General features: G+C 58.6%; 22 protein-coding genes. 15 read left to right on the top strand and 7 right to left on the bottom strand.

Translation table 11 applies throughout. The features are described 5' to 3' along the window. Nucleotides 1-39: 39 nt before the first annotated feature. From AB1A64_RS05380 to AB1A64_RS05370, 3 genes are read left to right on the top strand one after another with little or no spacing between them, the layout of a single operon-like run. A complete protein-coding gene (locus tag AB1A64_RS05380; protein WP_366550479.1) occupies nucleotides 40-1,506 on the top strand; it encodes a leucyl aminopeptidase in 1,467 nt (488 codons plus the stop codon). A gap of 4 nt (nucleotides 1,507-1,510) precedes the next feature. Continuing rightward, on the top strand, nucleotides 1,511-1,969 hold the full coding sequence (locus tag AB1A64_RS05375) for a DNA polymerase III subunit chi (protein WP_366550478.1): 459 nt from the start codon (nucleotides 1,511-1,513) through the stop codon (nucleotides 1,967-1,969). Between the two features lie 37 nt (nucleotides 1,970-2,006). Beyond that, the gene (locus tag AB1A64_RS05370) at nucleotides 2,007-3,053 is read left to right on the top strand and encodes an aldo/keto reductase (protein ID WP_366550477.1); all 1,047 of its coding nucleotides are present in this window, start codon (nucleotides 2,007-2,009) and stop codon (nucleotides 3,051-3,053) included. A 69-nt stretch (nucleotides 3,054-3,122) separates the two neighbouring features. On the opposite strand, the gene AB1A64_RS05365 is transcribed toward AB1A64_RS05370, so the two are convergent. Beyond that, complete coding sequence (locus tag AB1A64_RS05365) at nucleotides 3,123-4,109, bottom strand: GlxA family transcriptional regulator (RefSeq protein WP_366550476.1); 987 nt, start codon at nucleotides 4,107-4,109, stop codon at nucleotides 3,123-3,125. A 131-nt stretch (nucleotides 4,110-4,240) separates the two neighbouring features. Here AB1A64_RS05365 and AB1A64_RS05360 point away from each other — a divergent pair, with 131 nt between their 5' ends. From AB1A64_RS05360 to AB1A64_RS05345, 4 genes are read left to right on the top strand one after another with little or no spacing between them, the layout of a single operon-like run. Continuing rightward, nucleotides 4,241-5,158: a 3-keto-5-aminohexanoate cleavage protein gene (locus tag AB1A64_RS05360; RefSeq protein WP_366550475.1), complete on the top strand. Its 918-nt coding sequence runs from the start codon at nucleotides 4,241-4,243 to the stop codon at nucleotides 5,156-5,158. Next, the gene (locus AB1A64_RS05355) at nucleotides 5,155-5,703 is read left to right on the top strand and encodes a lipocalin family protein (RefSeq protein ID WP_366550474.1); all 549 of its coding nucleotides are present in this window, start codon (nucleotides 5,155-5,157) and stop codon (nucleotides 5,701-5,703) included. The genes AB1A64_RS05360 and AB1A64_RS05355 overlap by 4 nt, the downstream gene beginning before the upstream one ends. A 40-nt stretch (nucleotides 5,704-5,743) precedes the next feature. Next, a complete protein-coding gene (locus AB1A64_RS05350; RefSeq protein ID WP_366550473.1) occupies nucleotides 5,744-7,210 on the top strand; it encodes a carnitine 3-dehydrogenase in 1,467 nt (488 codons plus the stop codon). Continuing rightward, nucleotides 7,207-7,965 carry an SDR family oxidoreductase gene (locus AB1A64_RS05345; RefSeq protein ID WP_366550472.1) on the top strand — a complete coding sequence of 253 codons (759 nt, stop codon included), beginning with the start codon at nucleotides 7,207-7,209 and terminating at the stop codon, nucleotides 7,963-7,965. The genes AB1A64_RS05350 and AB1A64_RS05345 overlap by 4 nt, the downstream gene beginning before the upstream one ends. 92 nt (nucleotides 7,966-8,057) lie before the next feature. Here the strand turns inward: AB1A64_RS05345 and AB1A64_RS05340 are convergent, their stop codons facing one another. Both AB1A64_RS05340 and AB1A64_RS05335 read right to left on the bottom strand, forming a co-directional pair. Further along, a complete protein-coding gene (locus AB1A64_RS05340; RefSeq protein WP_366550471.1) occupies nucleotides 8,058-8,240 on the bottom strand; it encodes a hypothetical protein in 183 nt (60 codons plus the stop codon). An 84-nt stretch (nucleotides 8,241-8,324) separates the two neighbouring features. Beyond that, a complete protein-coding gene (locus AB1A64_RS05335; protein ID WP_366550470.1) occupies nucleotides 8,325-9,188 on the bottom strand; it encodes a helix-turn-helix transcriptional regulator in 864 nt (287 codons plus the stop codon). 107 nt (nucleotides 9,189-9,295) lie between these two features. Between AB1A64_RS05335 and AB1A64_RS05330 the strand changes: the two genes are divergently transcribed. From AB1A64_RS05330 to AB1A64_RS05320, 3 genes are read left to right on the top strand one after another with little or no spacing between them, the layout of a single operon-like run. Beyond that, nucleotides 9,296-9,499, top strand: a complete 204-nt coding sequence (locus AB1A64_RS05330) for a DUF2061 domain-containing protein (RefSeq protein WP_170348929.1) — start codon at nucleotides 9,296-9,298, stop codon at nucleotides 9,497-9,499. After that, entirely contained in the window at nucleotides 9,492-10,376 is an 885-nt protein-coding gene (locus tag AB1A64_RS05325) for a fatty acid desaturase (RefSeq protein ID WP_366550469.1), read from the top strand. Before AB1A64_RS05330 ends, AB1A64_RS05325 begins: the two co-directional genes overlap by 8 nt. A 21-nt stretch (nucleotides 10,377-10,397) precedes the next feature. Continuing rightward, a complete protein-coding gene (locus AB1A64_RS05320) occupies nucleotides 10,398-11,300 on the top strand; it encodes an EamA family transporter (RefSeq protein ID WP_366550468.1) in 903 nt (300 codons plus the stop codon). Here the strand turns inward: AB1A64_RS05320 and AB1A64_RS05315 are convergent. From AB1A64_RS05315 to AB1A64_RS05300, 4 genes are all read right to left on the bottom strand, one after another. Then, nucleotides 11,297-12,655, bottom strand: a complete 1,359-nt coding sequence (locus AB1A64_RS05315; RefSeq protein WP_366550467.1) for a DEAD/DEAH box helicase — start codon at nucleotides 12,653-12,655, stop codon at nucleotides 11,297-11,299. The two genes, AB1A64_RS05320 and AB1A64_RS05315, sit on opposite strands and share 4 nt — an antisense overlap. Nucleotides 12,656-12,841: 186 nt before the next feature. Next, complete coding sequence (locus AB1A64_RS05310; protein WP_366550466.1) at nucleotides 12,842-13,780, bottom strand: glycosyltransferase family 2 protein; 939 nt, start codon at nucleotides 13,778-13,780, stop codon at nucleotides 12,842-12,844. Continuing rightward, entirely contained in the window at nucleotides 13,773-14,537 is a 765-nt protein-coding gene (locus AB1A64_RS05305; protein ID WP_366550465.1) for a hypothetical protein, read from the bottom strand. The genes AB1A64_RS05310 and AB1A64_RS05305 overlap by 8 nt, the downstream gene beginning before the upstream one ends. A 44-nt stretch (nucleotides 14,538-14,581) precedes the next feature. Next, nucleotides 14,582-16,189 carry a peptide chain release factor 3 gene (locus AB1A64_RS05300; RefSeq protein WP_366550464.1) on the bottom strand — a complete coding sequence of 536 codons (1,608 nt, stop codon included), beginning with the start codon at nucleotides 16,187-16,189 and terminating at the stop codon, nucleotides 14,582-14,584. A 109-nt stretch (nucleotides 16,190-16,298) separates the two neighbouring features. Between AB1A64_RS05300 and AB1A64_RS05295 the strand changes: the two genes are divergently transcribed. The 5 genes from AB1A64_RS05295 to AB1A64_RS05275 all read left to right on the top strand — a co-directional run bounded on the left by AB1A64_RS05295 (nucleotide 16,299) and on the right by AB1A64_RS05275 (nucleotide 20,967). Beyond that, a complete protein-coding gene (locus AB1A64_RS05295; protein WP_366550463.1) occupies nucleotides 16,299-16,661 on the top strand; it encodes a nuclear transport factor 2 family protein in 363 nt (120 codons plus the stop codon). A 73-nt stretch (nucleotides 16,662-16,734) separates the two neighbouring features. Further along, nucleotides 16,735-17,514 carry an SDR family oxidoreductase gene (locus AB1A64_RS05290; protein WP_366550462.1) on the top strand — a complete coding sequence of 260 codons (780 nt, stop codon included), beginning with the start codon at nucleotides 16,735-16,737 and terminating at the stop codon, nucleotides 17,512-17,514. A 2-nt stretch (nucleotides 17,515-17,516) separates the two neighbouring features. Further along, nucleotides 17,517-18,629 (top strand): hypothetical protein, encoded by a 1,113-nt coding sequence (locus AB1A64_RS05285; protein ID WP_366550461.1) that lies wholly within the window; start codon nucleotides 17,517-17,519, stop codon nucleotides 18,627-18,629. Between the two features lie 100 nt (nucleotides 18,630-18,729). Next, on the top strand, nucleotides 18,730-19,800 hold the full coding sequence (locus tag AB1A64_RS05280) for a methyltransferase domain-containing protein (protein ID WP_366550460.1): 1,071 nt from the start codon (nucleotides 18,730-18,732) through the stop codon (nucleotides 19,798-19,800). 45 nt (nucleotides 19,801-19,845) lie between these two features. Further along, a complete protein-coding gene (locus AB1A64_RS05275; protein WP_366550459.1) occupies nucleotides 19,846-20,967 on the top strand; it encodes an ABC transporter ATP-binding protein in 1,122 nt (373 codons plus the stop codon). Nucleotides 20,968-20,999 lie beyond the last annotated feature (32 nt).

Here is a 20,999-nt window from a genome sequence, read left to right as displayed (position 1 = left end):
CGGGCTAGGTCTTGGGGAACAGTTTTTGAGGAGTTCGCAATGAGCAGTCTTGTCCCGATCCGGTTTCAGCCCTTTGATACGGATGCAATGGCGCAAGCCGAAGGCCGGGTGGCGGTAATCATCCCATCGGACGGCAAGATGAGCCCTGCGGTGCGCCGGGCGAACCGTCTGACCCGCGGCGCGGTGGCGCGCCTGGTGGAAAGCCCCCGGTTCGAAAAGGTAAAGACAGGCGATGTAATCTCGATGGCCTGGCCCGGTGGAATGGCGGCCGAGGCGTTGGATATCGTGATCCTGCCACGCCGCCCTGATCCGACCGAGGCCCGCAAGGCGGGCGCGGCGCTGGCCAAGCTGGCGGGTGGCAAGGACGTGCTTGTGATGGCAGGCAATCAGGTCCGGGCCGAAGATATGGCCATGGGCATCGCGCTGCGCAGCTATGATTTTGACGCGCACAAGACCAAAGAGGCGGAAGAGGTTGGCACCGTCACCATCAGCCACCAGAAAGCCGATGAAGTCGAAGCAGCCTTTGCCCCGCAATATGCCGTGGCCGATGGGGTCCGGATGACACGTGATCTGACCAACGAGCCTGCAAACGTCCTGACCACTACTGAATTCGCCGACCGTTTGGCTGAGATGGAAGCGCTTGGGCTGGAAGTCGAAGTCCTGGAAGAGGACAAACTGGCCGAACTGGGTATGCGCACACTGCTAAGCGTTGGGCAGGGTTCGGTCAGCCCTTCGAAGGTTGTGGTGATGCAGTGGAACGGCGGCGACAAAGACGACGCGCCGCTGGCTCTGGTGGGTAAGGGTGTCGTGTTCGACACTGGTGGTATCTCGCTGAAGCCCGCAGGCGGCATGGAAGACATGACCATGGATATGGGCGGTGCGGGCGTAGTTGCGGGCACCATGCGTGCGCTGGCCAAGCGCAAGGCAAAGGCCAATGTGGTAGGTCTGGTCGGACTGGTTGAAAACATGCCGTCCGGCAATGCCAGCCGCCCGGGCGATGTGGTCAAATCGATGAAGGGCGACACGGTCGAGATCATCAACACCGACGCCGAGGGTCGTTTGGTGCTGTGTGATGTGATGTGGTACACGCAAGAGCGCTTCAAGCCGGTGGGCATGATCGATCTGGCCACACTGACCGGCGCGGTGATCATTGGTCTGGGCCATGAGAATGCCGGTGTATTTTCCAACAACGACACGTTCTGCGATGCGTTCCTGAAATCGGCCAAGGCCGAGGATGAAGGTGCGTGGCGTCTGCCGCTGGGCGAAGGGTACGACAAACAGTTGAAGTCGCGCATTGCCGATATGAAAAACGTCGGCGGTCGCCCGGCAGGCTCGATCACGGCGGCGCAATTCCTGCAGCGGTTTGTGAAAGAGGAAACACCGTGGATTCACCTCGATATTGCCGGTGTGGCCTCGGTGTCATTAGAAACATCATATGCGCCCAAGGGGGCAACCGGCTGGGGCGTGCGCGCGCTTAGCCGTTTGGTGCAGGACAACTTCGAGTAATCGCATGGGGGCCGTCTATTTCTACCACCTGACCCGTCAGCCCTTGGAACACACCTTGCCGGTGCTGCTGGACAAGGCACGGCAGGCCGGGTGGAGGATTGCTGTGCGGGGCATTGATCCCGCGCGGATGGACTGGCTGGATGAAAAACTGTGGCTGGGGCCCGACGACGGGTTCCTGCCACATGGGCGCGAAGGTGGTCTGCATGACGCGGCACAGCCCGTTCTGCTGACAACCGGACCAGATGCGGCCAATGAACCCGCCTGTGTGATGGCGGTCGACGGGGCACCAGTGGACCCGTCGGAGGTGGCGACGCTGGAACGTGTCTGCATCCTGTTCGATGGAAATGATGACATGGCCGTCCAGCAAGCGCGGGGTCAGTGGAAGGCTCTGACTGGTGCGGGTTGTTCGGCGCAATACTGGTCCGAAGAATCGGGCCGGTGGGAGAAGAAGGCAGAGGCGTAAAGGTCTGACCTCAAAAGACATACCAGGAAGGTGACAGATGCACACTAAGCCTTTGGGCCGCACGGGAATAACGGTGACAGACTTATGTCTGGGTACGATGACTTTTGGCACGCAGACATCCGAGACGGATGGCCATAAGCAAATCGACATGGCGCTGGCGGCCGGGATCAATTTCGTTGATACGGCCGAGATGTATCCGGTGAACCCGATCTCAAGGGAAACTGTAGGCCGGACCGAAGAGATCGTGGGCAACTGGAACGCTGCTAACCCGTCCCGTCGTGCAGAATACGTGCTGGCGACCAAACATTCGGGGGCTGGGTTCGCCCACGCCCGCGATGGCGCGCAGATTTCGGGAAAGACGATCCCCGAAGCGATCGAAGGCTCGCTGCAGCGGTTGCGCACGGATTGCATTGATCTCTATCAGTTTCACTGGCCGAACCGGGGCAGTTACATGTTCCGCCAGAACTGGAATTATTCACCCTCGGGACACAACACCAACGAAGTTCTGGACAATATGCAGGACTGCCTTGAGACCCTGCAAGCGCAGGTCGAAAAGGGCAATATCCGCGCCTTCGGCCTGTCCAACGAAAGCACTTGGGGTACCGCACAATGGTTGCGAATAGCCGAGCAGATGGGCGCTCCGCGGGTAGCCTCGGTGCAGAATGAATATTCGCTGCTATGTCGACATTTCGATACCGATATGGCGGAACTCAGCGTGCATGAGGATGTGGGGCTGATGGCCTTTTCGCCCTTGGGTGCCGGTTTCCTGACCGGCAAATATCAGGGTGGCGCGGTGCCCGAAGGCTCGCGCATGTCGTTGGTGGCCGAAATGGGTGGGCGTACCGGTCCGCGCGTGTTCGAGGCCGTGGCGGCCTATCTGGATATTGCCGAGCGGCATGGGTTGGACCCGGTCCATATGGCGCTGGCCTGGTGCCGGACGCGGCCCTTCATGATGTCGGCCATTTTCGGCGCGACCTCGGCGGCACAGCTGGAACACATTCTGGCCGGTAAGGAATTGCGGCTGTCCGATGAGGTCGTGGCAGAAATCGGTCAGGCGCACCGCGCGCATCCGATGCCGTTTTAGGGGGCTCTGCCCCCGCCGCGCCATGCGTGACTCCCCCGAGATATTTTTAGCCAGATGAAGAAGATCCCGTCAGTGATGAGTAGGCTGGATACGTTCCTGCCGCAGTTCACGGGCCGAGAGGCCATGAGCGGTGCGGAAAGCACGTGCAAAGCTGGATTGTGAGGCGAACCCCGTAGCCAGGGCCACATCCATCAGTGGCATGTCGGTGTCGGTGACCAGGCGACGGGCCTCGGCCAGTCGTAACTGCAGATAGTGGTCTTGCGGCGTTGTGTTCAGGCGCAGGCGGAATTGCTGCTGCAGGGTGCGAGGGCTGGTGCCGAGGGTTTCGGCGATGTCCGCCAGTGGCAGCGGCTCGTCCAGCGAGGATTCCATCAGGGTGTTCGCCTTGGCGGTCAGTGCTGTATGGCGGTGTGGGGCACCGGTCCGGCTTTGCGGTTTTGTCGGCTCGGGCGCGCCGTCGTACAGGAACAGACCCGAAACCCGTGCGGCAAAACCGGCACCGTGGCGAGCGGCGATAATGTGCAGCATCATCTCGACCGCTGGGATAGCGCCACCCGAGGTCAGGCGATTGCCGGATACGGTGAAGCGGTCGGGGCGTACGTCCACTTCAGGGAAGCGGGCGGCGAAGTTATCTAAATCTTCCCAGTGGGTTGTGGCGGCGTGTCCATCTAGCAGGCCAGCCTCGGCCAACAGCCAGGGACCACCATCGATGCCCGCCATGGTGGCGCCGGTGCTCGCAATGCGGCGCAATCCGGCCAGCAGACTGGGTGTGGCGTGTCGGGCCAGTTGGAACCCCGCGACAACGATCATCAGATCACAACCCTGCAAACGTGCCAGCGGAATGCCGGGCACGTTCAGCGCGCTGGTCAGCATCGCAGGTTCTGGCGTGGCGGTCACATAATCCCAGTCGAAAGCGGGACGATCCGCCAGACGGTTAGCGGCCCGCATCGGATCAACGGCAGACGCAAAGCTGAGCGTGTTGCATTCGTCCAGAACCAACACGGCCGTTTTCAGGGCGCGATGTTCGGGTTGGAGTATGTTTTTTGCGGATTTCATCAAGTTCGATTCGCATTCTGGCAAGTGTTTTCACAAGGCTGCGTCAGAGTCGCACGCAACGCAAATCGGAATCCGGGGAGAAGCCTGGGGAAAACTCATGGCAAAACCGGGTATAACTTGGGGAAAACACGATGCCTCTGGAAATGAACCGCGAAGTCTTCATCACCTGCGCCGTCACCGGCTCGGGCGGAACGCAGGATCGCAGCCCGCATGTACCACGTTCACCGAAGCAGATTGCCGAAAGTGCGATCGCTGCGGCCAAGGCCGGCGCGGCCATTGTTCACTGCCATGTGCGGGACCCGGAAACCGGTGCGCCCAGCCGTCGCCTGGACCTGTATCGCGAAGTCACCGACCGCATTCGCGAGGCCGAAGTAGACGTTGTCCTGAACCTGACCGCAGGTATGGGCGGTGACATGATCTTTGGCCCGACAGAATCTCCTTTGCCGTTGAACGAGGAAGGTACCGACATGATCGGCGCAGCCGCGCGCGTCGAGCATGTGGCCGAGTGTCTGCCCGAGATCTGCACGTTGGACTGCGGCACCATGAACTTTGCCGAGGCCGACTACGTCATGACCAACACGCCGGGCATGTTGCAGGCGATGGGGCGGATGATGACGCATCTGGGCGTGAAGCCCGAGATCGAGGCTTTTGATACCGGGCATCTGTGGTTTGCCAAGCAATTGGTAAAGGATGGTGTGCTGGATAGCCCAGCTCTGGTGCAACTGTGCATGGGCGTTCCGTGGGGGGCGCCGGATGATCTGAATACGTTTATGGCGATGGTCAACAACGTGCCGGATGACTGGACGTTTAGCGCGTTTGCTCTGGGTCGCAATCAGATGGCTTACACAGCGGCTGCCGTGCTGGCGGGCGGCAACGTGCGCGTCGGGCTCGAGGATAACCTGTGGCTGGACAAAGGCGTGCTGGCTGAGAACTGGCAGCTTGTCGAACGTGCCGGAACCATCATCGAAAACATGGGCGCGCGGGTGATCGGAGCGCAGGAAGTGCGTGACAAGCTGGGGCTAGTGAAGCGGGCACCGGCGGCCGCATGATCCGCAGCGGGCTTTTCGCGCTGATGTTCCTAGCATTGGCTGTACCTGCCTCAGCCAAGGTATATCGTGATCGCAGTGTTGCTATGACAACGGTGCAGGACCTTGAGGTCGAACGATATCTGGGGCTGTGGTACGAAATTGCCCGTTTTCCAAACCGGTTTGAGAAGGGGTGTGTGGGAGTCACTGCGGAATATGGGTTGTTGGAAGACGGTCAGATTTCGGTGACTAACACTTGCCGTGAGGAGACATTGAACGGACAGGTTCGGCAGGCTGAAGGGAAAGCTCGAATTGAGGGGCCAGGACAACTATCGGTAACATTTGTACCTTGGCTTCCGTTCGCGCGGGGAGATTACTGGGTGCTTGGACTTAGGGCAGACTATTCGGTCGCTGTGGTGGGCGCGCCCAGAGGTTCCACCGGTTGGATTTTGGCCAGAACGCCTGAAATATCTGCTGCCGATCGGAACTGGGCCGAATCCGTGCTTCAAAAAAATGGGTATGACACAGGGCAGTTGACGTACATCCCACAAGTCGAAATTGCCGAATAAGTCCCTGCTTTGAACGGCGCAGGGTGCAGGAGTTAGGAAATTGACAAAAACAGCAGCAATCATTGGCGGCGGCGTCATCGGCGGCGGATGGGCCGCTAGATTTCTACTGAACGGCTGGAACGTTCGGGTGTTCGACCCGGACCCCGAAGCTGAGCGCAAGATTGGTGAAGTTCTGGATAATGCGCGCCGCTCCTTGCCGGGGCTGAGCGATGTGCCATTGCCGTCCGAGGGGACTCTGACGCTCCACGAGGATATGGCAGAGGCCGTGCAGGGTGCCGCCTGGATACAGGAAAGCGTGCCGGAACGACTGGATCTGAAACTGAAGGTCTACAAGGGGCTGCAGGAGGCTTGTGATCCTGACGCGATCATCGGGTCCTCGACCAGCGGCTTCAAACCGTCCGAGTTGCAAGAAGGCGCGCTGCGGCCTGAACAGATCGTGGTGACACACCCGTTCAATCCGGTCTACCTGTTGCCGCTGATTGAACTGGTTCCGACTGACAAGAACCCGCCCGCGACGGTTGCCAAGGCACAAGAACTGCTGAAATCCGTCGGGTTCTTCCCGCTGCACGTCAAAAAGGAAATCGACGCGCATATCGCTGACCGGTTCCTCGAAGCCGTCTGGCGCGAGGCGCTGTGGTTGGTCAAGGATGGCATCGCCACGACCGAAGAGATCGACGAGGCCATCCGCATGGGTTTTGGCATTCGCTGGGCGCAGATGGGTCTGTTTGAAACCTATCGCGTGGCCGGAGGTGAGGCCGGGATGCGGCACTTCATGGCACAGTTCGGGCCAGCGTTGAAATGGCCGTGGACCAAGCTGATGGACGTGCCGGATTTCACCGATGAGCTGGTCGACCTGATCGCGGATCAGTCGGACGCGCAGTCGGGCATACACTCGATCCGCGAGCTGGAGCGCATTCGCGACAACAACCTTGTGGGCATGATGCGCGCGCTTAAAGCGCAGAACTATGGCGCAGGGGCGGTGCTGAACCAGCATGACGCGCTGTTGAAACCCGGCGCGTTGCCGACGCTGGAACAGGCAGATCTGAGCCAGCCGATCCTGACATTGTCGCGCGCGGTACCGCTGGACTGGACCGACTACAACGGCCACATGAACGAGGCGAAATATGTCGAGGCCTTCGCCGCTGCGACTGACCGGTTCATGGAGATCATCGGCTGCGATGTGGATTACATCGCCTCGGGCGGCAGCTATTTCACTGCGGAAAACCACATCCGCTATGTCGACGAAGCACACGCAGGCGCGAAGATCGAAGTGCGCACGCAGATGCTGTTGGGGCAGGGCAAGAAGCTGCACGTGTTCCACAGCATGTATGAGGGCGACAAGCTGCTGGCCACGGGCGAAAGCTTCCTGCTGCATGTCAGCCTTGAATCTCGCCGCCCCAGCGCACCGTCGCCGGAAATCGAGGCCGCCATGGCGCGGATCGCCGAGGCGCAGGCAGGGTTGCCCTATCCCGAAGGCGCGGGCGCCGCGATCCGGAAACCCGCATGACCCGGTGCGTTTTGATTACGGCTGGCGCCTCAGGCGTTGGCCGTGCCATGGCCCAAGCATTTGACGATGCAGGTTATGATGTTTGGATCACGGATATTGACGAGGCCGCTCTGACTACGGTGCCGGATCACTGGGAGGCTCGTCGCGCCAATGCCGCAAGCGAATTCGATATGAGCGCCGTTTTTCAGGACATCGCAGCCGAAGGTGGATTGGATGCGCTGTGCGCCAATGCGGGCACGGCAGGACCGACAAACGCGATCGAGGATATCGGGTTGGCAGATTGGCGGTCCTGCGTTTCGATCAACCTCGAGGGCGCTTTTCTGGCCGTGAAATATGCAGCCCCTTTGATGAAGGCCGCGCAGGCGGGCAGCATCACCCTGACGTCGTCAACTGCGGGTCAATTCGGGTACCCGTACCGCGCGCCTTATGCGGCGGCGAAATGGGCGGTGATCGGGTTGATGAAAACTCTGGCAATGGAACTTGGCCCCCACGGTATTCGCGCCAATGCAATTTGTCCTGGTGCGGTTGAAGGTCCACGGATGGAGGGTGTGCTGGCACGTGAAGCGGCCGCAAAGGGTATGACCCGCGATCAAGTCTATGCCGGGTATGCTTCGGGTACGTCGATGGGGCGCTTTGTTGAAGGTCACGACATCGCAAATATGGCCGTTTTCCTTGCCTCGGATGCGGCGCGGTTGGTTTCAGGGCAGGTTATTGCTGTGGATGGGCACACTGTGAATCCAGATCCGAAAATCTAGCTTGTTTCAGAAAATACATTAAACCCCAATGCCCTGGTGCAAAAAGGGCATTGGTGATCGGCTTGAGGCAGGGTTTTCACGAAACGCTGAAGTCAGCCCTGATTTGGCCCGCGAATTTGGCGGATAGTTTGGCGGACAGCTTGCCAGTCTTGTGCTTCCTGTCTATTTCCGGCGGCTTCACATTCGCGCATCTTTTGTGCGGCTTCCGCCTCGGCCCGGTCGCCGTGAACGGTATAAAGAGCCCGTGCGTATTGAGCGGTCTGTAGTGCGTCCATTCCTGTCGTCCTCCGTCTGTGATCGGAATACCCGAAGGTTCGCGCCGAACGACGATAGCACAAGACAGGCTTAGGTGCATCCTCCTAGTCAGAAATCTGTGTACGCAGCTGTTTAAGGTGTTCTGAGAAGTCGCGCGCAGTCAGGTCAGCCTCGCGTACCAGACGGTCGAAATGGCGGGTAAAGGTTTCGATCCGATCACGGTCCCGAAAGGCCATATAGTGGCTGCCGGCGTAGAAAACACACAGCAGAGGGCCGAAGATCGTAACCGGAGCGGAATAAAGCCGTTTTGCGTCAAATAGATAGATTCTAAGACGCGGGTAGAGCTGTTCGCAAATCTCCAGCAGATGGTCGATCTGTTCCAGCCGGATTTTGGGACAAAGACCGTCGTAATAGCCCCGCGCATGGACGAAACTATCGATTTCATACAGCGGCATGGCGATTTCATAGTCGGATTGCGCGCTGCGCATCCACATCAGCCGGTCAGCCGAGGCACCGATGGCCTGGTCCGCCGTCCGCCCCAGATGCGGGGCATATTCCCATTCGAGCACCGCGCGGGTCTTTAACATGTCGGGCAAAGTCGCTGGAACATAACGGATTTTGTACCCTGCGGCTTCTTGATGCCACTCAAAGATGCGCTCATCCACCAGCGCGCGTGGTGCCTCGGTCATCGTCAGCGAGCTGGCCAACAATTCCGCTGCGCTTTCGGGTCGGTCGGACAGGCTTAGAAGCCAATCCGCCGAAACCCCCAGGGCCGAGGCGCAACTGCCTACCACATGTGCATTTGGCAATCGCGCGCCTTCGCCTGTCAAAAGCTGCGATACGGTCGAACGGTCCACCGCAATCTGACGCGCCAGCGCGCTTTGGCTGACGTGCTGCTCTTCCATCGCGCGTGCAAGGCGTGTGCGAAACTGGGCCGCGCGGTCTCGTTTGTCGATTTTTTCCTGCATGTGTTTGAAAATATCACAGATGATGAGTTTTGTTAATCATATTCAGAATTTTCAACGGATGCCGTGACCCGTAATTTTGAAGACATAATAAGAATATGGGTGACGGAATGGAAACACGACGCAGATCAGTCGTGAAGGCGGTGCTGTGGAATGCGATGGGCTTGCTGGTGATGACCCTGGTTGGGCTGGTCGCAACCGGATCGGCGGCTGTGGGCGGGACATTGGCGATTGTGAACACGGCCATCGGATTGACGATGTATGTCATCTACGAGCGTGTCTGGGCCAAAATCTCGTGGGGGCGCAATGTCTAAGGCGGCCTCACCCGAGTGGGGCACCTTCGCCCTAATCCTGGCCTGCTATGGTGCGTGGTTGGCGGTGATTTTCCTTTTGCCGGTTTGGCTGGCAATTCCGGCGATGGGTCTGGTTGCGGCGCTCCATTCGTCGTTGACGCATGAGGCGCTGCACGGCCACCCATTTCGTACGAAATGGTTGAATGAAGCCCTGATGGCTCTGCCTTTGACCCTGTTCATCCCGTATCAGAGGTTTCGCGACCTGCATCTGGCCCATCACCGGGATGAGACGCTGACCGACCCCTATGACGACCCTGAAACCAATTATCTGGATCCACAGGTCTGGGGGGTATTGGCGGGGTGGCAGCGTTGGCTGCTGTCCGTGAATAACACGCTGTTGGGGCGCATGGTGCTGGGTCCGGCGATTGGCCAATTCATATTCACGCGGAATGAAATGCGCAGTGCTTTGCAGGGCAACGTTGTCATCCTGCGGGCCTGGGCGCTGCATCTGGTTGGGGTGGCCTTGGTTCTGTGGGTGGTAGGGCACTCGGCAATGCCGATTTGGGCGTATGTTCTGTCCGCCTATATCGGGCTGGGGCTGGTGAAGATCCGCACCTTCCTTGAACATCGCGCGCATGAAAACCCGCAGGCCCGCACTGTGATTATCGAAGATCGCGGATTATTGGCCTTTCTGTTTCTAAACAACAACCTGCATGTGGTTCATCACATGAATCCAGGTGCGCCGTGGTACCGCCTGCCTGCGCTATATCGCGCCAGCAGAGATCGGTATCAGAACCGGAATGAGGCTTATGTCTACCGTTCATACGCACAGATTTTCCGGGCGTATTTCTGGCGCGCTAAGGATCCGGTGGCACATCCCCTCTGGCCAAAGCATTGATTGAGCGACACAAAGGGGGCCATGAGTTTATGGATTCCCATCACAATCGCTGCCGCCTCGTTCCAGACAGTGCGGTTCATGCTGCAAAAATCGCTCAGCACCATAAAGCTGACGGCGGCTGGGGCGACGTTCGCCCGGTTCGCATATTCGATGCCACTGGCGCTTTTAGGGCTGGTTGTGGCGCTGCAAGTGACTGGATTCAGCCTGCCACAGCTTACGGGGTGGTTCTGGGTGTACGCTGTCATCGGTGGCACCGCGCAAATTCTGGCAACGATTTGTGTAGTCGCGCTGTTCAAGCAACGAAATTTTGCGGTTGGGATCACCTTTAAGAAGACCGAAGTGATTCAAACTGCCATTGTCGGTTTTCTGGTGCTGGGTGATCAGGTCTCGTACGGGGGGCTGGTTGCGATCTTAATGGGATTAATGGCGGTACTTTTGCTGTCCAAATCACCCGGAGGCGGCGGGGCGTGGTGGAAACACCTGACCAACCGGGCCTCGCGCCTTGGGCTGGGGTCAGGCGTATTGTTCGCCTTTTCCGCGGTCAGTTATCGGGGCGCGTCGCTGGAATTGGGCGATATCGACGCGTGGTTTCGCGCTCTGATCACTCTGGCCGCAGTTGTGACGTTCCAGTTTCTGAGCATGGCGCTATGGCTGCTGTGGCGCGACCGGGCCGAACTGCGCGCAGTGTGGCAGACACGTCAAACAGGGGTGTTTGTTGGCCTGACCAGTCTGGGCGGATCGTTTTGCTGGTTCTTTGCGTTCACCTTGCAGAACGCCGCCTATGTCAAAGCGCTGGGACAGGTCGAGCTATTGCTCAGCCTGATCGCATCGATCCTGTTTTTCCGCGAGACCATTACCCGGCGTGAGATCGCCGGGATGGCGTTGTTGGGGCTGTCGATCTTGGCGCTAGTGCTGGCGATTTAACCAGCACGGCGCTCGGCAAAGCTTAGGGCAATGAAGCTGGGCAGGTGATCGCCCATGCCCACAACCGCGTTGCCGTTATCCGAACGACGGCCACGACCTTTAGGCTCTTTGTCCTTTTTGCGGTCGCTCTTTTTGCCTTCGCTCCTTTGCGTGTCAGCAGGCTTGGTCTTTTTCTCAGGCTTCGGCGTGTCGGCTTTGGGTTCTTCCTTGACCGGATTGTCGAGCTTTGGAATGTCCTTCTGGATCAGCTTTTCAATCGCAGCCAGAGCCTTTTCGTCGCGACCCGAACAGATGGTAATCGCCTTACCGTCGCGCCCGGCACGACCGGTGCGGCCGATGCGGTGTACGTAATCCTCGGGGTGGCCGGGGACGTCGAAATTGAACACATGGCTGACCGACGGGACATCAAGGCCACGCGCAGCCACGTCCGAGGCAACCAGCAACCGCAAGGAGCCGTCGCGGAAACCGTCCAGCGTTTTCATGCGCTGTGATTGGTCCAGATCGCCGTGGATCGCGGCGGCGTCATAGCCGTATTTCTTCAGCGATTTTGCGCAGATATCAACGTCTGTCTTGCGGTTACAGAAGATGATCGCGTTGGTGCATTTCTCGCCCTCGGCATCAATCAACGAACGCAAAACCTTGCGCTTACCGCTGGCCTCACGATCACGGCGACCGCCTTTGAACATGACCACGCCCTGTTCAATGGTTTCCGAGGCCGTGGCCTGTCGGGCAACCTCGACCCGCGCGGGGGCGGACAGGAAAGTGTCGGTGATGCGTTCAATCTCGGACGCCATGGTGGCCGAAAAGAACAGCGTCTGGCGGGTGAACGGCGTCAGCGAGAAGATGCGCTCGATATCGGGGATGAAGCCCATGTCCAGCATCCGGTCAGCTTCGTCCACGACCATGATCTGCACGCCGGTCAGCAGCAGCTTGCCGCGTTCGAAATGATCCAGAAGACGGCCGGGGGTTGCGATCAGGACATCGACGCCACGGTCGATCAGTGCGTCCTGTTCCTTGAAGCTGACGCCTCCGATCAACAACGCCTTGGTCAGTTTCAGGTGTTTGCTATAAGTGTCAAAATTCTCGGCGACCTGTGCAGCCAGTTCCCGTGTCGGGCACAGCACTAGCGACCGCGGCATCCGCGCGCGCGCGCGGCCCCGTGCCAGCATTGTGATCATCGGAAGCGTAAAGCTTGCAGTTTTTCCCGTGCCGGTCTGGGCGATCCCCAAAACATCACGACCTTCCAGCGCAGGTGGAATCGCGCCTTCTTGGATCGGGGTGGGGGATTCGTATCCGGCTTCCTCAATGGCTTTGAGGACCTTCGGGTTCAGGTTCAGTTCGTTAAATTTTGTCATGTAAGTCCGGTTTATGCGGACATGAGACCTGGCCCGCGCGTCAAAGGTGTGCCGGGCCCGGATGGCCATACGCTGCATTGCGCATTTTCGGCTTGGAGGGGGACATAACAAAAACGCTGGGCGGGGTCAAATGAAGACCTATTTAGGATTTCTGCTGTCTTTTCTGGGTGGATTTCCCGCAACAATTCAGACACTTCCGGGAAAGTGTTTCCTAACTTTTTCGTCCAGATCCAGTGGCCGATGCCGGATCAGGCCCTGTTGTTCCAGCCGGGCGCGTACATCAGGGTCGGTGCCGCTGATCTCATCAAAAAAAGCGCGCAGACCGTCCATGCCGCTGTCGGCTTCGATCCAGTTGAGCAATTCGTTCATATTCATGCCGCCGCGTTCGCGCGGAGCATTCAGCGACTTGCCGGGCTGATACGAGCCACGCGCCAGACGGAACCGAAGGTGAGCCTGAAAATGTTCCCAATCGGGGGCGTGTCGATGGCACAGCTCCAACCCCGGCAATTCGAACTTGCAGGGCAAGAGTGTTTTATCCTGGAACAGGTTGTGGATACGAAAACTCAGTTTCTTCAGGCCCGTCCGGACGATCAGCTTACCTTGCAAATGGCTGAAGAATCCACCCAGAACAAAGGCGCCATAACGCGGGTACAGCGATTGTACGAGGGCGTCGCGGTGGGGGGATTTGGGAAGATGCGCCTTGTAAAGATCCGTGGCGCCGCCCATGGCTTCGATCGGGCGGACACGTACAGCGGGGATGTGGTCGGGAACATCGGCCAGTTGCTGGTGAATGGGGCGGTCCGTCCACAGAAACTCGTCCATGTCGATATGGGCCAACCAGTTCAGATTGGTCTTGCGATAGGTGAATGACGCATTTGCGGTCTGACGGTTTTGATGCCGTTCGGGCCGTTCACGCTTGCGGCTGGCCCAGAAGGCCTCATCGCATGTTTGCACGTCGACCTTCGGATGCCGATCCAGGGCATCGAAGGCACTGGAATTGGGTTCATCCAGATAGATGTGCATCCGGTCGACCCCAAGATCGAGGTGATAGGCCACAAACCGCAGGATATCCGGGGCAGGGCCCCGAACCGTTGAAACAATGCCCCAGCCAGAGCCGTCAGTCATCAATGTGGTCCAACATGGATTGCCGGGTCTTATAGTGCTGGATTCGCCCAAAAATGCTGCGCGGGTCGTACATCACCAATTTTAGCATCCGATACCCCAATGGACGCAGCACCGCGTCGTTTTCTGCATGACGCCAGAGGCGTGCCAAAAGGTTTCGATCCAGATCACCATTCCTAAGCGAATAGCCCGCCATGCCAAATGCCAATGGAACGTCGTGGTGTTTTTCACCCTGCATCTCAAAGGCTTGATCGTTCGAACGAAGGGATACCCGACGCTCGCTATCATGCAGTTTGATCAGATCGTACAACAGGTAAAGACCCTGTCCGCCCAGTCGTTGATCCAGTGTTTCGCCATGGTCAGCGAATGTGGTTGCCGAGGAAATAAGCCAGCGCACAGGCAGGTCCCGCGCCAGCTCTGAACCCTTTTCCCGCCACATCCGCAGAAACAGCGCCCGTGCCTCAGCCGGTGACGGATGCCGGCGCAGCAATGCGATGCACATGGCGTGAACAAGATGCAGCTGCGACTGGCCAGCAAATTCCCGCTGCAGCGCGTGGTACTTTCTGCGCGCGTCCTGCTTGTGGTCAAAGCTGACGTCCGGGTCAGGTTCTTCTACGGGTGTTTGGGCAAGTTCACTCAGACCAACATCCGGTGGCGGCAGTACCCGTTGTGGATCGCGATAAGGAACCTCTTTGCGTTCCAGATGGCGCATCACCGAATAGAAGCCGCCGGGATAGTTTTCCTGATCCAAATCCGCCATGCTTCGGAACCCTAGAGAACGGTGCCCAAACTACAAGACCCGGATCAAACCATCATTTCCTTGGTCGCAGTCAGGTTCAGCTCGGGGTAATCACGCACGACCCGGTCGATATCCCATTGCAAGCGCGTCAGATAGACGATGTCGCCGTCATGATCATGGGCGATGTGCTGTTTGTTGGCGTTGACGAACTTTTCAACCTCGGCCTTGTCACCGCTAACCCAGCGGGCCGAGGTGAATTGCGATGCTTCGAAACGAACGGGCAGGCCGTATTCCATCTCAATCCGGCTGGCGAGCACTTCAAATTGCAACGCGCCAACGACACCGACGATAAAGCCCGAGCCAATCGAGGGTTTGAAGACCTTGGCGGCACCTTCCTCGGCAAATTGCATCAGGGCTTTTTCCAGATGCTTGGCTTTCAGGGGGTCTGCCGCCCTGACAGTTTGCAGCAATTCCGGCGCGAACGACGGAATCCCGGACACGCGCAGCGCTTCACCCTCGGTCAGGGTGTCGCCAATGCGCAGTTGGCCGTGATTGGGGATGCCGATGATGTCTCCGGCCCAGGCCTCTTCAGCCAGTTCCCGGTCAGAGGCCAGAAACAGAACGGGGTTCGAAATCGCCATCGGTTTCTTGGATCGCACATGGGTCAGCTTCATGCCGCGCTTGAAATGGCCGCTTGCCATGCGGACAAACGCCACCCGGTCACGGTGCTTGGGGTCCATGTTGGCCTGCACCTTGAAGACAAAACCGGCGACCTTCTTTTCATCTGGGGCAATTTGACGGGGTTCTGCCGATTGTACCTGAGGCTGCGGGCCATAAGCGCCGATACCTTCCATCAGTTCCTTGACGCCGAACGAGTTGATGGCCGAGCCGAACCAGATCGGGGTCATGTGCCCCTCAAGCACTGCTTGCGGGTCAAGCTTGGGCAGCAATTCGCGCGCCATTTCTACCTCTTCCAGCAGCTTGTCCAGCAGATGCTCGGGCACGTGTTCGGCCAGTTTGGGGTCGTCCAGACCGTTGATCTGAATGCTTTCCGCCACTTTGTTGCGGTCGGCGCGGTCCATCAGCTCCAATCGATCACGCAGCATGTCATAGCAGCCGATGAAATCGCGGCCTACGCCAATCGGCCACGCAGCGGGCGTGACGTCGATGGCCAGCATCTCCTGAATTTCGTCGATGATCTCGAACGTATCGCGGCTTTCGCGGTCCATCTTGTTACAGAAGGTCAGGATCGGCAGATCGCGCAGGCGGCAGACCTCGAACAGTTTCTGCGTCTGGCTTTCCACACCTTTCGCGCCGTCGATCACCATGACAGCTGCGTCTACGGCGGTCAGGGTGCGATACGTATCTTCCGAGAAATCGCTGTGGCCGGGGGTGTCCACCAGATTGAACCGGAAGTCCCTGTAATCGAACGACATGGCCGAGGCTGAGACCGAAATACCGCGATCCTTCTCCATCTGCATAAAGTCCGACCGCGTCCGCCGCGCCTCGCCCTTAGCGCGCACCTGACCGGCCATCTGAATAGCGCCCCCGTACAACAGGAACTTTTCAGTCAGCGTCGTCTTGCCCGCATCCGGGTGCGAGATGATGGCGAATGTCCGGCGTCGGGCAATCTCGGGCGGTAATACGGGTTGGTTGGTGGCGGTATCAAGCATGAACGCGCGTATAGGCGGGGAATCCTGCCGAAGCAAGACAAAGGGGGTGTTCAAAATCGTATGGTTATGCCAATAAGAACAAATAGTGAACAAATAATGGAGAGGATCAATGAATTTAAAAGAAATCGCAGACGAACTGGTTGCTGGATGCCGCGAGGGCCGGGCCAAGGAAAACCTAAGTAATTTATACGCGCCTGATGCCGTTTCGGTCGAAGCGCAAGAGATGGAAGGCATGGGGCGAGAGACGCACGGCATCGACGGCATCCGTGGCAAACACGAATGGTGGGAAGGCGCGCATGAGGTGTCGGGCGCTTCGGTCAGTGATCCGTATCTGCATGGCGACGACCGCTTTGCGGTGATTTTCGAAGTGCAGGGCAAGGTTAAGGAAAGTGGTGAGACTTTCGATATGAAAGAGGTCGGTATCTATCACGTCGCCAACAGAAAAATCGTGCGTGAAGAGTTCTTTTACTGAAGCGTTGTGACTTCTGGTCTTCCCCGTCTGGCTGGTGCTAGACATGCGGGCAACAACAGATGGGGAGGATCTCATGGATCTGGGAATTCGCGGAAAACGCGCGCTGGTTTGTGCAAGCTCAAAAGGGTTGGGGCTGGGCTGCGCCGAGGCACTGGCAGAGGCAGGCGTCGACCTGGTGATGAACGCACGCGGGGCCGAAGCGCTAGAATTCGAAGCCGCTCGTTTGCGGTCCGAGTATGGTGTCGACGTGCAAACCGTGGCCCGCGACGTGACCTCGACCGAGGGTCAGGCGCAGGTAATCGAAGCCGCGCAGGGCGTTGATATACTTGTGACAAACGCCGGTGGCCCGCCGCCCGGACTTTGGTCGGATTGGGATCGTGACGATTTCATCAAGGCGCTGGATGCAAATATGCTGACGCCGATTGCGTTCATGAAGGCACTGCTGCCGGGTATGATCGACAAAGGGTGGGGCCGGGTGGTCAACATCACGTCTCAATCCGTACGTGCGCCGATCCCTGCTCTGGGTCTGTCGAACGCGGCGCGAACCGGGTTGACCGGATATGTGGCGGGAACGTCCCGTCAGGTGGCGCAATATGGTGTGAATATCAACAACCTGCTGCCGGGTATTCATGATACGGACCGGGCGTTGTCACTGGATGGCGGCGTATCGAAACAACAAGGCATCTCGCTGGACGAAGCCCGGGCCGCACGTTCGGCAACGATCCCGGCGCGTCGGTACGGAACGCGGCAGGAATTCGGGGCGGCCTGCGCATTTCTGTGTTCGCAACAAGCCGGGTTCATGGTCGGGCAGAATATCCTGCTGGACGGTGGCGCAAGCAATATGACGATGTAATCATGTCCCAAGGATTTTCGCTGAAGGATCAGTTGTTTAATGCGGAAAAGACTCGCTTTTTGGCGGGCCTTTTCTCCGATGCTGATCCATCCTTTGATGCCAAGACGTTCGAGGCGCAGGTCATGTCGCGGCTGCTGGATCTTGAACTGAAAGAGCGCATGGCCTGGATTGCCGACTGCCTGCAGCAGGCCGTACCTGGCGAGCTGCCGACTGTCGCGCCAATCCTTCTGCGCGCACTGCCACCGCCTTTGGACCCAACCAAGACGGATGATGATTTCGGCGATTTCATCTTTGCGCCTTTGGGGGATTGGGTCGTGGCTGTGGGGTTGGATCACCCTGATCTGGCTCTGGACGTGCTTGAAGAGCTGACTCAGAGGTTTTCGATGGAGTGGGCCATTCGGCCATTCCTCAACCGCTATCCGGATCAGGTTTTGGCGCGGATGGAGCAGTGGTGCGTGCACGACAGCTATCACGTGCGCCGTCTGGTCAGTGAGGGCACGCGACCGCGGTTGCCTTGGGGGCAGGCGGTAGGGCTGCAATTGACCGATCCACTGCCATTGCTGGACCGCTTGCACAAGGATCCGACGCGCTATGTCACGCGGTCTGTGGCGAACCATTTGAACGACATCACTAAGAAAGATCCTGCGCTGGTGTTGGACCGGCTACAGGACTGGTCCGAAACCGGGACACAGGACCGGGACGAGCTGCGCTGGATGACCTCGCATACCCTGCGGGGGCTGGTGAAGGCAGGCCATCCCGTTGCCATGAAGATGTTGGGCTTCGATCCCGAGGCCGAGATAACCGCCAGCGTTCAGGTAAACCGAGAGGCGCGGATTGGTGGGGCGCTTGAGTTTGATGTCGCGTTGACCGGTGCGGGGGATCAGCCTGTTCTGGTCGACTATATCATTCATTTTCAACGCCCTGGCGGCAAAACTTCGGCCAAGGTGCATAAGCTGAAGCAGACGACCTTGCGCGATGGTGCGCTGAGGCTAACCAAGAAGCACAAGCTGAAAGGCAATGCGACCACGTTCAAGCTGGTTCCCGGCGCGCATCGGCTAGAGATTCAGGTGAACGGGCGGGTCCGCGCCTCGGTCGATTTCGACTTGCTGGGCTAGGACAGGACCCTCACGCTTTTGTCAAAATTGATAGCAGCGGTTGCACAGGCGGCAGTGCTGCATTAGCTGCGAAGCAGCCAGTGAGGAAAGGGGTGCTGCGATGAAGCATGAATCAGTGCAGAATTACTATGGCGAGGTCCTGCAGGGCAGCGCAGATTTGCAAACCAACGCGTGCTGTACACCCGACGACATGCCGGACCATGTTAAAAAGATCCTCTCAAAAATTCATGACGATGTGCTGACGCGCTACTATGGTTGCGGCCTGATCGCGCCGCTGGATCTGGAGGGGATGAGCATCCTTGATCTGGGTTGCGGGGCCGGTCGCGACGTTTACGCTCTGTCGGCGATGGTGGGTGAAAAGGGTCGCGTGGTCGGGGTCGATATGACGCCGGAACAGCTAGAGGTCGCCCGCGCGCATCAGGATTTTCACGCGCAGGCTTTTGGTCATGCCGCCAGCAATGTGGAATTCCATCACGGTTACATCGAAAAGTTGGATGAGCTGGACCTGGAGCCTGGTTCCTTCGACATCATCGTCTCGAACTGCGTGATCAATCTGGCCACGGATAAAGAGGCCGTCCTTCGCGGTGCCCATCGTCTGCTGAAAGAGGGTGGTGAGATGTATTTCTCGGACGTCTACGCCGACCGTCGTGTACCGCAGGCCATGGCCGAAGATGAAGTGCTGTACGGCGAATGCTTGTCCGGCGCGCTGTATTGGAACGATTTCCTGTCGATGTCGCGCAAGTCGGGGTTCGGTGATCCGCGCCGCGTCACGCACCGCCCGCTGACCATCGAAAACCCTATGTTAGAGGAACGTGTTGCACCGCTGAAGTTCCTGTCGGCCACCTACCGTCTGTTCAAACTGTCCGAACTGGAACCCGCTTGCGAGGATTATGGGCAGGCCGTCATCTACAAAGGCACCATCCCGCACGCGCCACATCTGTTCGAACTGGACGACCACCACGCGATCGAGACAGGCAAGGTGTTTCCTGTCTGCGGCAACACATGGATGATGTTGAACGATACCCGTTTCGCGCGGCATTTCGACTTTATCGGTGATTTCTCGACGCACTATGGCATCTTCGAAGGCTGCGGCGGTGAAAGCCCGTTTGAAGCCACCGGCGCGACCACGAGCGCGTCGACCGGCGAGGTCACCTCGGGCGGCTGCTGCTGATCACTTGCACCGGACGGGCGGGGTTGCTATCCCCGCCTAAGCCCGATGAATTTGATCGGGAAAAGGCAACGAGGCCCATCGGTGACAATAGACGCAATTCCTCCTCGTCTGGAAATTCGCAATCTTAACGCACGGTACGAGGGGCGGGTTGTAGTTGACGACGTCTCTTTGACGGTTGACGCAGGGAAAGTGACTTGCCTACTTGGGCCTTCGGGATGCGGCAAGTCGACCACTTTGCGCATGATCGCCGGGGTCGAGATGCAGGAATCCGGTGAGATCTATGTCGACGGCAAGCTGATCTGCGACACCGTATTCCGAGTTCCGCCCGAACGCCGCGAGATCGGCCTGATGTTTCAGGACTTCGCGCTGTTTCCGCATCTAAGCGTTGCTGACAACGTGGCCTTTGGCCTGACCGGGCATAAAGAAGAAAAGCGCGCGCGTGTTGATGAGTTGCTGCGCAAGGTTGATCTGATCCGTTTCATCGACAAATTTCCGCATCACCTGTCAGGGGGCGAGCAGCAACGTGTCGCCCTGGCCCGCGCACTCGCTCCGCGTCCTAGGATCATGTTGATGGACGAGCCGTTCTCGGGCCTCGACAACCGACTGCGCGACGGTATTCGGGATGAGACTCTGGCGATCCTCAAGGAAGAGGATGCCGCCGTTGTGTTGGTGACGCACGAGCCCGAAGAGGCGATGCGCATGGCTGATGAGATCGCCTTGATGCGCCGCGGCAAGATCGTGCAGCAAGGTGCGCCGTATAACGTCTATACCCGTCCCGCCGATAAGGCCGCTGTGGCATTTTTCAGCGATGTCAACGTGTTGCAGGCGCAAGTGAATGGAGCGTTGGCCGATACACCCTTTGGTCAGTTTCTGGCGCCGGGCATTCCCGACGGCACAGACGTTGAGATTGTATTCCGGCCACAGCACGTGCGGTTGGACTTTGACCGCAATGGCAAAGGCCCGCTGCCAACGGCAACCGATGGTGTTGCGGCCCGCGGCACGGTCGAGAGAGCGCGGTTCTTAGGTAACGAAAGCCTGGTCGAGTTCCGCATGGACCATGATGGTTCCGTTCTGAAGGCCACGGTGCCGAATGTTTTCGTGCCAAATCCGGGGCGGGTCATGTGGCTGACCATTCGACGGGATCGGTGCTTTGTTTTCCCCATTTAGGGCCTGAAACCGTAGTTTAGGCTCAAGTGGTG

Origin of the sequence: Ruegeria sp. ANG10, from assembly GCF_040705255.1 — a bacterium.
Lineage (GTDB): Bacteria > Pseudomonadota > Alphaproteobacteria > Rhodobacterales > Rhodobacteraceae > Ruegeria.
The sequence above is the reverse complement of the archived record's forward strand: the minus strand, read 5'-3'. Positions and strand labels throughout refer to the sequence as shown.